The organism is Micromonospora sp. BQ32, assembly GCF_059358895.1.
On record NZ_JCADBI010000009.1, the window covers coordinates 190,574 to 202,291 of the forward strand.

Here is an 11,718-nt window from a genome sequence, read left to right on the forward strand (position 1 = left end):
CGGCTTTCTGAAAACCGGGGTATCCCGCCGACGGGGATACCCCGGTTTCAGTGATGTCGAGTCGATCACGTAAGGCCATTACCTGGCTGAGGGCGCGCCGACCGGGTGGTCGACGCGCCCTCAGGTGTCAGAGCGGGTTGTCTCAGGCGGTGAAGCGAACCCGACGACGACGGGCCACCACGAACAGGGCGGCACCGGCAGCGAGCAGCACCACGGCGCCGGCGATGATGCCGCCGGTGGCAGCACCGGTCAGCGGCAGAGCCGGCTCGTCCTTACCGCCACCCTGACCCGGGGCGCAGTCGGCCGGCTGCTCCCAGGCGATCGGCGCGGTGTCGTCGAGGCCCTCGGCGGCCGGCGTGACGACCAGACCCTCGAATGCGTCGAAGGAGACGGAACCGGTCTCGCCCGGCTTGACGACCAGCGTCTTCACCTCGCCCTTGTTCGGGGTCAGGGTGAGCGTGACGGTCTCACCGTCGGCGGGGTTCTCGATCGTGAAGGTGAGCTTGTCGCAGGTCGACTCGACCGAGCCCACCGGCTCGGCCGGAGCCGGGGTGGCAGTCGGGGTCGGGCTCTGCGTCGGAGGCTGGCTCGGCGACGGAGAGGCGACAGTGGGGGTCGGGGTGGGGGTCGCCGACGGGGTGGCGGTCGGCGTCGGGCTGCTCGGCGAGGGCGTGGACTCTGCCGCGCAGGTGCCCTTCGGCTCGGCGGCCACGGTCCGCTCCTCGGTCACGATCCGGTCCGAGCGCACCCACCGCGCCTCGACGGTCAGCTCGACCGTCGGCCGCTTCTGGTCGAAGCGGTGGGCCTGGGTGCCGGTGAGGAAACCCTCGCCCTTGGCCGGGAGAGTGGCGTCCTTCGCCAAGCCGCCAGTGAAGTCGGCCGGGACGGTCGACTCGAGCTTGGTGATCTTCGCGTCGATGTTCTCGCTGTTGCCGACCGTCCAGGTCACCTTGACCTGGCCGTCGGAGGTCAGGCAGTAGGTGCCGGAGGGCTCGGGGTGGTGGGCACTCGCGGGGCTCGCGAGGACGCCGACGCCGGCGATGCCGATCAAGGCGCCTGCGGCGATGGCCGCGACGCGCCGGAACGGAGACTTGGGAGGGTTCACGCCTGCTCCTGGTGAGGGGGTACGGATCGCGTGGCGGGAGGCCGGGAGACATCGTGACCGGGGGGTCACCTGCTCACCGGGGCGTCGCGCGACGCGGTGGTGTTCCCGCGGCGAAAGCGGGGACAGGGGGAGACTGTACTGATGGGTGGTTAATGAGGGGAGTTCAGATCATTGCCATCGGGCAATGTAGTCGATTCGTGATCTTTGATGAACCGAAGGTGTCGGTCCGGTCACTGGGGACGGTGCCACCCGCCACGGCTCCACGGTGGATGCCGCGCTGTCGGCGCTGCTCAGGTACTCCGCGTCGTCGCCGGCCGGTCGACTCCGCGGATCCGCGCCGTCCTGACCGGGTCCGCGCCGCATCGCGTAGCGTCGCGAGCATGAGCAGGAGGAAACGGTGACCCGGATCGTGGCCGGGACGCTCGGTGGCCGGCGGATCGCCGCGCCTCCCGGCGCCGGCACCCGACCCACCTCGGACCGGGTCCGGGAGGCGCTGTTCAGCGCCATCCAAGCCGAGGTCGATCTCGACGGCGCCCGCTTCGCCGACCTGTACGCCGGCTCCGGCGCGGTCGGGCTGGAGGCGCTCTCCCGGGGTGCCCGGCACGTGCTGCTGGTCGAGTCCGACCCGCGGGCGGCCCGGGTGATCCGGGAGAACGTGGCGGCTCTCCGCGCCGGTCCGGCAGCCCGTCTGGTCACCGGCAAGGTGGCGACGGTGCTGGCCGCCGGGCCGGACGGCGAGCCGTACGACGTGGTCTTCGCCGACCCGCCGTACGCGGTGCCGGATGAGGAGATCACCGCGCTGTTGGCCGCGCTGGTCGGCGGCGACTGGCTGGCGCCCGACGCGCTGGTGGTGGTGGAGCGGTCCCGCCGCACCAGGGAGTTCGACTGGGTGGAGGGGATCACCGCCGAGCGCAGTCGCCGCTACGGCGAGACCACCCTTTGGTACGGTCGCCGATCATGAGACGTGCGGTGTGCCCCGGTTCGTTCGACCCGGTCACCAACGGACACCTCGACATCATCGGGCGGGCCAGCCGGCTCTTCGATGAGGTGATCGTCGGTGTGCTGGTGAATCAGTCGAAGAGTGGCCTGTTCACCGTCGAGGAGCGCATCGAGATGCTCCGCGAGGTGACCTCGTCGTACGGCAACGTGCGGGTCGAGTCGTTCCGAGGGCTGCTGGTGGACTTCTGCCGGGCCCAGCAGGCCAGTGTGCTGATCAAGGGTCTGCGGGCGGTCAGCGACTTCGACTACGAGTTGCAGATGGCCCAGATGAACATCGGTCTGGCCGGTGTCGAGACGCTCTTCATGCCGACCAACCCGCTCTACTCGTTCCTCTCGTCGAGCCTGGTCAAGGACGTGGCCAAGTGGGGTGGCGACATCTCCGCCCACGTTCCCGATCCGGTCCGCGAAGCCCTCCAGGCCCGCCTGGGCCCCCGCCACTGACCTCACCTCACCCCCTTCACCTCCGCGGTCCTGCACTTGTCGTTCCCGGGTCGTGCCCCTTCGGGGTGGTTCGGCGCAACCGGAAGTGCGAGATCAGCGCGGGGGAGGTGCGGCGGGAGCCAGGGGTGACTATGTCGCGACTCGCCGGGTTGGGGTGAGTGGGGCGGCGGTGGGGCGGGCACGACATGATTGGTGGCGCGGGGAACGGCCGTAGCCCGCATCATGGAGGTCGGCCGACGAACGACAGGAGTGAGGTAGCCGGTGGACCCGCTCGATCGCATCGACGAACTGATCGCCATCCTGGAGCAGGCCCGCTCCGTCCCGATGTCGCGCAACAACTGCATGGTCGACCGGGGTGAGATGATCGCTGCCCTCGATGAGATGCGCGCCGATCTCCCCGCCGACCTCCGTCGCGCCGCCGCGCTCCTGGAGGAGCGCGACAAGATCATGGAAGCCGGCAAGCGCGAGGCGGACCGGATCATCAGTGAGGGTGAGGCAGAACACGCCCGCCTGGTCTCGGTGAACGAGATCACTGTGTCGGCCGAGCACGAGGGCGCCCGGATCATCGGCGAGGCCCGTGCCGAGGCGCAGCGCCTGCGTGAGGAGGTCGACGACTACGTCGACACCGCGCTGGCCAACTTCGAGCAGTTCCTCACCCGGGCGCTGGCCTCGATAGAGCGCGGCCGGGACAAGATGCACGCGCTGCGGGAGATCGGCACCTTCGCTGGGGATGAGGCGGAACGCCCGCTACCCTTCTGAGCGGCACCTCACCAGCCGACTTCTCAGGCGGGCGTCGCCCCCGGTTCGACGGTCCGGCGGTCGTCCAGGTAACCTTTTTTGTCGGCCTCTCACCGGCCGGAGTCTAACTATGCCCAAGCACTCGCCATCGACACTCAACCCCAGGTCGCCGTTGGTCCTCGACACGAGGGACCTGCCGCGTCGCCCTGGCGCGTTGCGTGAGGTCCAGCGGGTCGTGCCGGCACCGGCGGACCTCGGTGTGGAGTTGATCGGCGTGCCGGAGGGCGCGGACCTCGACCTCGATCTGAGGTTGCAGTCGGTGTCCGAGGGCGTGCTCGTCTCCGGGACCATCACCGGTCCCGTCCGGGGCGAGTGCGGCCGTTGCCTGCGCGAGATCAACGACTCGATGGGCGTGACGATCCAGGAGCTGTACGCGTACGAGGACAGCACCACGGACGCCACGACCGACGAGGACGAGGTGGGCCGGATGCAGGGCGATCTGATCGACCTGGAGCCGGCGCTGCGGGACGCGTTGGTGCTCACACTGCCGACCAACCCGCTCTGCCGGGAGGACTGCCCAGGACTGTGCCCCGAATGCGGGGCGCACTGGGACGATCTGCCGGCCGACCACAGTCACCAGCAGATCGACCCGCGTTGGGCGGGCCTGTCGCAACTGACCGTTACAGAGGAGTAAGAACCGTGGCCGTCCCGAAGCGCAAGATGTCGCGCAGCAACACCCGGTCCCGCCGGGCGAACTGGAAGGCGACCGTGGTCGCGACCGTTGCGTGCCCGCAGTGCAAGTCCCCGAAGCTGCCGCACGCCGCCTGCTCCGTCTGCGGCACCTACAACGGCCGCCAGGTTCTCGAGGTCTGACCTGGACGCCGAGTGACGCCCCCGACCCCAGGTCGGGCGGCGCGCGCATCCTGGCATTCGCCCGGTGCTCCGGCTCCCTCCGACGCCGGCCGGCCCAATCCGGCCGGCGTTCCGGTGGAGCCGGGCGCCGCGCGGATCGCCGTTGACCTCCTCGGCGGGGACGACGCTCCCGCCGTCGTGGTTGACGGCGCTCTGCGGGCCATGCGCGCCGACCCTGACCTGCATCTGCTTCTCGTCGGTCCGACCGAGGTCGCCGACGAGCTGATTGCTGCCCTCGATCCGGCGCAACGCGCCCGGATCACGGTGCGGCCCGTGCGCGATGTCGTCGGCATGGCCGACCATCCCAGCGCCGCCCGCGCCGAGAGCACCGTCCGGGCCGCGGTCACCGCCGTCCGTGACGGGACCGCCGACGCCCTGGTCTCCGCCGGCGCCACCGGTGCCACCGTCACCGCCGCCGTGCTCGGCCTCGGCCGCTCGCCGGAGATCCGCCAACCCGCGCTGGCCGCTACCCTGCCCGCCGTGGCCGGGCCGGTCGTGTTGCTCGATGTCGGCGGATCCCTGGAACCCCGCCCGGCCACCCTCGCCCGCCACGCCGTGCTCGGCGCCGCGTACGCGGCGGTGGCCCACTCGATCGCCGCGCCGCGGGTCGGGCTGCTCTCGGTCGGCACCGAGGCCGGCAAGGGCGACCGGGTCCGCCGCGCCACCGACCCTCTGCTCGCCGTCGAACCGCTGCCCGGCGGGGCGCGCTACATCGGCCTGGTCGAGGGGTACGACGTGGCCCTCGGCGCGCGCGCCGATGTGGTCGTCACCGACGGCTTCACCGGTAACGTGCTGCTCAAGGCCATTGAGGGCGCGTACGCGATGGCCGGCGGCCCACCTGCCCAGGGCGGCGCGCCCCGCGCGGCGGCCCTGTTGGGCGTCGCCGGGACGGTGGTCGTCTGCCACGGGTCCGCCCGCGCCGACGACGTCGCCTCCGGCATAGCTCTCGCCGCCCACCTGTGGCGGCGGCGCGCCACCGATCTGGTCTCCGCGTTGCTCGACCGCGACGCCCCGACGGATCGCACCGATTGCTCCACCGACACCGAGGTACGCACATGAGCAACGACAAGCGGCGGCGGGCGTCCGTCGGTCACCTGGAAGCCGCCTTCGGAGTGAGCCTGGAACCCGAGCTGCTCCAGCGCGCGTTGACCCACCGGTCGTACGCGTACGAGAACGGCGGGCTGCCGACCAACGAGCGGCTGGAGTTCCTCGGCGACTCGGTGCTCGGCGTGGTGATCACCACGGCGCTGTTTCACAACCACCCGGATCTGCCCGAGGGGCAGTTGGCCAAGCTGCGGGCCAGCGTGGTCAACATGCGGGCGCTCGCCGACGTGGCCCGAGGGCTGGGCCCGGACGGGCTCGGCGCGTACCTGCTGCTCGGCAAGGGTGAGGAGACGACCGGTGGCCGGGACAAGGCGAGCATCCTCGCCGACACGCTGGAGGCGCTGCTCGGCGCGATCTACCTCCAGTACGGCCTGGACACCACGGGGATCGTCATTCACCGGCTCTTCGACCCGCTGATGGCCGAGTCGGCCGGTCGCGGCGCCGCACTGGACTGGAAGACCAGCCTCCAGGAGCTGACGGCGGCGCTCGGGCTCGGCGTGCCGGAGTACCGGATCGAGGGCACCGGCCCGGATCACCTCAAGACGTTCACCGCCTGGGTGGTGGTGGCCGGCAACCGGTACGGCGGCGCCGAGGGGCGCAGCAAGAAGGAGGCCGAGCAGCGGGCCGCCGAGGCCGCCTGGCGGACGCTCGCCGAGCAGAACGGCCAGAACGGTGACGACGGCCAGGATGGCCGGGCCGGCGACGACCGGCAGGACCAGCCGATCGCCCGGGACGACTCGGCCGACTCCGACGAGCCGTTCGGGCCGCTGGAGCGCGCCGAGCGGACGGCCCAGGCCGAGCAGGCCGACCACCTGGCGCAGGCGCTGCCGGCCGGGGGTGCCGACGGCCACGAGACGGGTTCCCGGCGTGCCTGAGCTACCCGAGGTGGAGACCGTCCGGCAGGGGGTGGCCCAGTGGGTCGTGGGCCGGCGGATCGCCTCGGTCGAGGTTCGCCACCCGCGTGCGGTCCGTCGACATGTTCCGGGCGACGTGCACTTCGCCGACGTGCTCGCCGGCCGGACGGTGCTGGACGCCCGCCGTCGCGGCAAGTACCTGTGGCTGCCACTGGACAGCGGTGACGCGATCGTCGGACATCTCGGGATGTCGGGTCAGCTGCTGCTCCAGCCACCCGGCACGACGGACGAGACCCATCTGCGGGTCCGGTTCCGGTTCGCCGACGACGGCCCGGAGCTGCGCTTCGTCGACCAGCGCACGTTCGGCGGCCTCTCGGTGAGCGAGGGCGGCGCCGAGCTGCCCGACGAGATCGCGCACATCGCCCGCGACCCGATGGACCCGGAGTTCTCCGACGAGGCGTTCGTCGCGGCGCTGCGCCGCCGGCACACCGAGGTGAAGCGGGCCCTGCTCGACCAGACCCTGATCTCCGGGGTGGGCAACATCTACGCCGACGAGGCGCTCTGGCGCGCCAAGTTGCACGGCGGCCGACCCACCGACACGCTGACCGGCCCGGCCGCGCAGCGCCTGCTCGGCCACGTCCGCGACGTGCTGGCCGAGGCGATCAGCGAGGGCGGCACCAGCTTCGACGCCCTCTACGTCAACGTCAACGGCGAGAGTGGCTACTTCGACCGGGCGCTGAACGCCTACGGACGCGAGGGCGAGCCGTGCCGCCGGTGCGGCGCGCCGATCCGCCGCGAGGCGTTCATGAACCGGTCCTCGTACAGCTGCCCGCGCTGTCAGCCGCGGCCCCGGGGTTCCCTTCGGGGATGACCCGGAGCCGGCTCGGGGCGATGCCGGCGGGTCGCGGTGGGTCGCTCCGGGCTGGACCCGGGTGTACGGCCGGATCGCGGGCCGCGGCCTAACGAACGCACCCCCGCGCCCGGTCTGCTGGTTCCAGGGTGGGCCCGGGTCGATCCCCGATGTGACCGCCTCGTCACGCCCCTAGCGTCAGCACCGTTGACAGGGGGTTGACGTGACAGGGGGACCCGAGATGGGGAGAAGACCGGTGACGGTGCGGCTGGCGCGGTGGAGCGCCGAGCACCCGTGGCGGGCGATCGCACTGTGGGCCGTGTTCGTGGCGGTGTGCTTCGTCGGCGGCAACTCCGCCGGACTCAACGAGGCCACCAGCGGCGACCAGGCGATCGGCGAGACGGGGCGGGCCAGCCTGATCGTGGACGCCGGCGACTTCGATGACCCCGCCGTGGACAACGTCCTCATCACCTCCGGGGGTGGCGCGTTGGACCAGGCGGCGGCGAAGGCGGCGGCCGGCGACGCGGCGGACCGGCTGCGTACGGTCGCCGGGGTGGCCGGGGTGGGCCAGCCGGTCACCGCGCGGGACGGCTCGGCGTTGCTGCTGCCGATCACCATGTCGGGTGACCCGGAGACGGCCTCGGAGCGGGTGCAGCCGCTGCGGGACGCCACCGCCACGGTGCAGGCCGCGCACCCCGAGCTGCGGGTCGAGCAGGTCGGCGGGCCGTCGATCGGTCAGGCCCTCGACGACACCCTGGGCAAGGACTTCAAGCGCGCCGAACTGCTCAGTCTGCCGGTCACCCTGGCGATCCTGATCATCGCGTTCGGCGCGCTGATCGCGGCCAGCGTGCCGGTGCTGCTGGCACTCTCCTCGGTGGCCGCCGCGATGGGCCTGTCCACTCTCGCCTCGCATTTGGTACCGGCCACCGACACCACGGCACCGGTGATCCTGCTGATCGGCATGGCGGTCGGCGTCGACTACTCGCTCTTCTACATCCGTCGCGAGCGCGAGGAACGCGCCAAGGGTCGGTCCGGTCTGGACGCGGTGGAGATCGCCGCGGAGACCTCCGGGCACGCCGTGGTGGTCTCCGGCTTCGCGGTGATCATTTCGATGGCCGGGCTGCTGCTCGCCGGCGACGTGGTCTTCTCGTCCCTCGCCATCGGATCGATCCTCGTGGTCGCCGTCGCGGTCACCGGTTCGCTGACCGTCCTGCCCGCCCTGCTGGCCCGACTCGGCCGCTGGGTGGACCGGCCCCGGGTGCCGCTGCTCTGGCGGCTGACCGCGCCGCGTACCGGCCGGCACGGTCAGCCCCGCGCGCCCCGGCTGTGGCCCGCGGTGCTCCGGCCCGCGCTGCGCGCGCCGGTGGTGACGCTGGTCATCTCGGTCGGGTTGTTGCTCGCGCTGGCCGCGCCGGCGCTCGGCATGAAGCTGAAGTTCCCCGGCATGGAGGACCTGCCGCGCACCACCCCGGCCATGCAGGCGTACGACCGGCTCACCGCCGCCTTCCCGAGCGCCGGCACCAATCACGTGGTGGCCGTCCGGGCGCCCGCCGACCAGGCCGACCGGGTACGCGCCGCCCTCATCGACCTGTCCACCCGGGCGGCCGGCGATCCGCTGTTCGCCCCGGCCGAGGCGGACGGCCCGAAGGTCGAGGTGTCGGCCGACCGGCGGGTTTCGGTGCTGGACGTTCCCACCCCGTACGCCAGTCGGGACGACCGGTCGGTGCAGTCGTTGGAGAAGCTGCGCGGGGACCTGGTCCCGGCCGAGCTACGGGGCATTCCCGGCATCGAGTACGCGGTGGGTGGCGGCGTGGCCGACAGCGAGGACTACGCCCAGCACGTTCGGGACAAGTTGCCGCTGGTCATGGGCTTCGTGCTGGTGCTGACCTTCCTGGTCATGACGTTCACCTTCCGGTCGGTGGTGATCGCGGCCAGCTCGATCGCGCTGAACCTGCTCTCCGCCGGTGCCGCGTACGGCCTGCTGGTGCTGATCTTCCAGGGTGAGTGGGCGGAGGGGCTGCTCGGCTTCACGTCGATGGGCGCGATCGTGTCCTGGCTGCCGCTGTTCCTGTTCGTGGTGCTCTTCGGCCTCTCGATGGACTACCACGTCTTCGTGGTCAGTCGGATCCGCGAGGGTGTCCGGTCGGGCCTGCCCAACCGCGACGCCGTGTCGTACGGGATCACCTCGTCGGCCGGGGTGGTGACCAGCGCGGCGATCGTGATGGTCGGAGTCTTCTCGATCTTCGCCACGCTGAGCACGATCGACATGAAGCAGCTCGGCATCGGCCTGGCGGCGGCGATCCTGCTGGATGCCACCATCATCCGAGGCGTGGTGCTGCCGGCGTTGATGACCATGCTCGGTGACGCCAACTGGTGGGCCCCGCGCTTCCTGCGCCCCCGCCCGGCGCCCGCCCCCACCGACCCGCCCGCCCCCGCCCCGCAACTGGTGCCGGTGCCCTGACCGCAGCCCCCCGCCCGCCCCGCCTCGCCCGCCCGCCCGCCGATCTTGCGGTTTCTGTCGCGACAAAGCGGGCCAACCCGGCAAATCAGCGAGCGAAAGTGCAAGATCGTGGGGTGGGGCGGGGTGGGGTGGCGTCAGGGTAGGGCCGGGCAGGCTTCGCGGGACGCGTCCAACGTGCGGTCCTTCCGGATCGACGCGAAGCCGTAGCCGACGGTGGTGACGCAGAAGTCCTCGGTCGAGCCGGTGTACTCGACGTGGAAGACCGGCTTGCCGGCGTCACTGAACGGCAGCAGCTTGGCGCACTGGGCCAGCCGGACGCACTCCTCGTTGACCGCGAAGTCGAAATCCGGGGCCAGCGCGGCGAGCTGCGGCACGTCGTTGACCAGCCCGGGGGAGAGGCTCAGCGAACGGGCCAGCTCGGCCAGCCGGCGGTTGAACAGCAGTTGGTCGTCGAAGTCGAGCGGGAAGCCGGTACGCGCCGCGTACCCGTCGGCGTCGAAGAGCGCCACCGCGCCGAAGCCCTTGCCCCGGCAGAGCCGGAACCGGTCGGCCAGCACCGGCCGGAGCGCGTCCCAACTCCGGACGTCCAGCCACTGGCTGTCGGGTCGACGCCCGGCTCCGCCCCGGACGACCTCCGGGAACCGGCTGGCGTCGGGGTCGGTGGAGCGGACCGACCCGACGTTGACCTGGCAGATCAACCGGCGGTCCCGGGAGCGCAGCTCGGCGGTCTGCGCGGCGGTGGTGGCCACCGGGTCGAGCAGGAAGACATCGGCGTCCACCGCCGGGTCGAACGGGCCACTGAGCTGCCACTGCCACTGCCAGTGCCGGGCCTGTGCCGACGGCCACGCGGTCGGCGCGCCGGGCGGGGTCAGCGCGGGCCGGCACCCGTACGCCGGGACCACCAGCACGAGAGCGACGCCGGCGGACAGGACGCGGCGCAGTGGGCGTACGGCGACACGTCGCCGCGGCCGGATCCCCATCGGCAGCTCCCGGGTCCCGGACGGCCGGTCGCCGCCCGCACCGGTACGCGCGGCCCCCACGCTCCGGCCCGACGTACCTCACCGGGTCAAACGAGCGCGGGGGCGGGAACGACGCGCGGTCAGCGCGGCGCGGCGAAGACCTGCGTCCAGTACGGCCCGTTGCTGCTGGCGATGCCGACGCCGATCTCGGTGAACGCGCAGTTCAGGATGTTGGCCCGGTGGCCGGAGCTGTTCATCCAGGCGTCCATCACCGCGGCCGGGGTCTTCTGGTTCCAGGCCACGTTCTCGCCGTACGTGCGCCAGGTGTAGCCGACCCGGTCCAGCCGGGTGCCGGCGTTGCTGCCGTCGCTGCCGGTGTGCGACATGTCCTGGTGGTCGGCCTGGTCCTGGCTGTGCCGCTGGGCGGCCGTCATCAGCTTGTCGTCGATGCTCAGCGCCTTGCAACCGGCCTTGGCCCGTTCGGCGTTGACCAGGTCCACCACCTCGCGGGCCTGGGCGCTGACGGAGCCGCTGGAACCGTTGGAACCGGTGGAGCCGCCGGTGTTGCTCGGCGCGCTGCTGCGCTCGACGCTGCGGCGCGACGCGGCGGTGCTCCGCGACGCCGCCGGGGTGGGCTTGACGACCTTGCTCGGCGACGGGCTCGGCGACGCCGGGACGGGGGTGGCGGACGGGGCGGGCGCGGCCAGGGTGTCCAGCGCCGGCTCGTCGGTCGGCGCGGCCGACGCGGCGAAGGTGTCGTCGACGGCTGTCGGCTGCGCGGTCCCGTCGTTACCGCCGGGCAGGGTGAGCGCGCCGACGCCGAAGCTCACCACGAGGGTGGCGGCCGCGGCGGCGCCCCCGATCATCAGCGGCCGGCGCCAGCGCCGTGGGGAGCGGTGCCGTCCCTCGCTGGGCCGCCCGGTCTCGGCGGTGCCGCGCCACCCGTCGGTGGTCTCCGGGTCGGTGTCGGTGTGCCAGCCGCCGGCCGTCTCGGTGTGCCAGCCGCCGGTGGTGTCCTGGGCCGGGCGGTTGTCGTCCCAGCCGCCGGTCTGGTCTTCCGGCTGGTGGGCCGGCCAGGCGGCGGTGTGGGCGTCGGCGGGCGTCGAGGGGTCCGACTGCGGGCCGCCGGTGGGCTGCTCCCGGTGCCACTCGTCGCCCGGCTGGCCGGGTTCGTCGCCGAACAGGTAGGACGAGCGGGGCTCCGGGCGGTCGTGCAGCCAGGCCGGCTCGTCGGTCGGTCCCTCGGCGCGCCGGGGGGCGCCGTTGGGGTCCATTGGATCGGTCCAGCCGTACAC

The 11,718-nt window shown here is 72.4% G+C and carries 12 protein-coding genes; 9 read left to right on the top strand and 3 right to left on the bottom strand.

Annotation, left to right across the window (positions count from 1 at the left end; all coding sequences use genetic code 11):
- Nucleotides 1-142: 142 nt before the first annotated feature.
- Nucleotides 143-1,105 carry an LPXTG cell wall anchor domain-containing protein gene (locus tag AC5L30_RS19075; RefSeq protein WP_494868809.1) on the bottom strand — a complete coding sequence of 321 codons (963 nt, stop codon included), beginning with the start codon at nt 1,103-1,105 and terminating at the stop codon, nt 143-145.
- A gap of 397 nt (nt 1,106-1,502) precedes the next feature.
- On the opposite strand from AC5L30_RS19075, the gene rsmD reads away from it, so the two are divergent.
- The 9 genes from rsmD (at nt 1,503) to AC5L30_RS19120 (ending at nt 9,464) form a co-directional block, all read left to right on the top strand.
- Nucleotides 1,503-2,066: a 16S rRNA (guanine(966)-N(2))-methyltransferase RsmD gene (gene rsmD, locus AC5L30_RS19080; protein ID WP_494868810.1), complete on the top strand. Its 564-nt coding sequence runs from the start codon at nt 1,503-1,505 to the stop codon at nt 2,064-2,066.
- Nucleotides 2,063-2,545, top strand: a complete 483-nt coding sequence (gene coaD / locus AC5L30_RS19085) for a pantetheine-phosphate adenylyltransferase (protein WP_357261432.1) — start codon at nt 2,063-2,065, stop codon at nt 2,543-2,545. Before rsmD ends, coaD begins: the two co-directional genes overlap by 4 nt.
- 261 nt (nt 2,546-2,806) lie before the next feature.
- Nucleotides 2,807-3,304 carry an SPFH domain-containing protein gene (locus tag AC5L30_RS19090; RefSeq protein ID WP_030335287.1) on the top strand — a complete coding sequence of 166 codons (498 nt, stop codon included), beginning with the start codon at nt 2,807-2,809 and terminating at the stop codon, nt 3,302-3,304.
- Between the two features lie 109 nt (nt 3,305-3,413).
- Nucleotides 3,414-3,977: a YceD family protein gene (locus AC5L30_RS19095; protein WP_110562455.1), complete on the top strand. Its 564-nt coding sequence runs from the start codon at nt 3,414-3,416 to the stop codon at nt 3,975-3,977.
- Between the two features lie 5 nt (nt 3,978-3,982).
- The gene (rpmF, locus tag AC5L30_RS19100; protein WP_030335284.1) at nt 3,983-4,156 is read left to right on the top strand and encodes a 50S ribosomal protein L32; all 174 of its coding nucleotides are present in this window, start codon (nt 3,983-3,985) and stop codon (nt 4,154-4,156) included.
- A gap of 114 nt (nt 4,157-4,270) precedes the next feature.
- Nucleotides 4,271-5,254, top strand: a complete 984-nt coding sequence (locus tag AC5L30_RS19105; protein ID WP_494868813.1) for a phosphate acyltransferase — start codon at nt 4,271-4,273, stop codon at nt 5,252-5,254.
- Complete coding sequence (gene rnc, locus AC5L30_RS19110; RefSeq protein WP_494868814.1) at nt 5,251-6,174, top strand: ribonuclease III; 924 nt, start codon at nt 5,251-5,253, stop codon at nt 6,172-6,174. Before AC5L30_RS19105 ends, rnc begins: the two co-directional genes overlap by 4 nt.
- Nucleotides 6,167-7,024 carry a bifunctional DNA-formamidopyrimidine glycosylase/DNA-(apurinic or apyrimidinic site) lyase gene (gene mutM, locus AC5L30_RS19115; RefSeq protein ID WP_494868816.1) on the top strand — a complete coding sequence of 286 codons (858 nt, stop codon included), beginning with the start codon at nt 6,167-6,169 and terminating at the stop codon, nt 7,022-7,024. Before rnc ends, mutM begins: the two co-directional genes overlap by 8 nt.
- A 220-nt stretch (nt 7,025-7,244) precedes the next feature.
- Nucleotides 7,245-9,464, top strand: a complete 2,220-nt coding sequence (locus AC5L30_RS19120) for an MMPL family transporter (protein ID WP_494868818.1) — start codon at nt 7,245-7,247, stop codon at nt 9,462-9,464.
- Between the two features lie 134 nt (nt 9,465-9,598).
- On the opposite strand, the gene AC5L30_RS19125 is transcribed toward AC5L30_RS19120, so the two are convergent.
- Both AC5L30_RS19125 and AC5L30_RS19130 read right to left on the bottom strand, forming a co-directional pair.
- A complete protein-coding gene (locus AC5L30_RS19125; protein ID WP_494868820.1) occupies nt 9,599-10,444 on the bottom strand; it encodes an endo alpha-1,4 polygalactosaminidase in 846 nt (281 codons plus the stop codon).
- Nucleotides 10,445-10,563: 119 nt separating this feature from the next.
- The gene (locus tag AC5L30_RS19130) at nt 10,564-11,697 is read right to left on the bottom strand and encodes a CAP domain-containing protein (protein ID WP_494868822.1); all 1,134 of its coding nucleotides are present in this window, start codon (nt 11,695-11,697) and stop codon (nt 10,564-10,566) included.
- Nucleotides 11,698-11,718 lie beyond the last annotated feature (21 nt).

What these genes read in the sequence shown, in the direction of transcription:
- coaD (WP_357261432.1), top strand. Translation starts at nt 2,063, where the DNA reads ATGAGACGTGCGGTGTGCCCCGGTTCGTTCGACCCGGTCACCAACGGA.
- AC5L30_RS19120 (WP_494868818.1), top strand. Translation starts at nt 7,245, where the DNA reads ATGGGGAGAAGACCGGTGACGGTGCGGCTGGCGCGGTGGAGCGCCGAG.
- AC5L30_RS19125 (WP_494868820.1), bottom strand. Translation starts at nt 10,444, where the DNA reads ATGGGGATCCGGCCGCGGCGACGTGTCGCCGTACGCCCACTGCGCCGC.
- AC5L30_RS19130 (WP_494868822.1), bottom strand. Translation starts at nt 11,697, where the DNA reads ATGGACCCCAACGGCGCCCCCCGGCGCGCCGAGGGACCGACCGACGAG.
- AC5L30_RS19095 (WP_110562455.1), top strand. Translation starts at nt 3,414, where the DNA reads ATGCCCAAGCACTCGCCATCGACACTCAACCCCAGGTCGCCGTTGGTC.
- rnc (WP_494868814.1), top strand. Translation starts at nt 5,251, where the DNA reads ATGAGCAACGACAAGCGGCGGCGGGCGTCCGTCGGTCACCTGGAAGCC.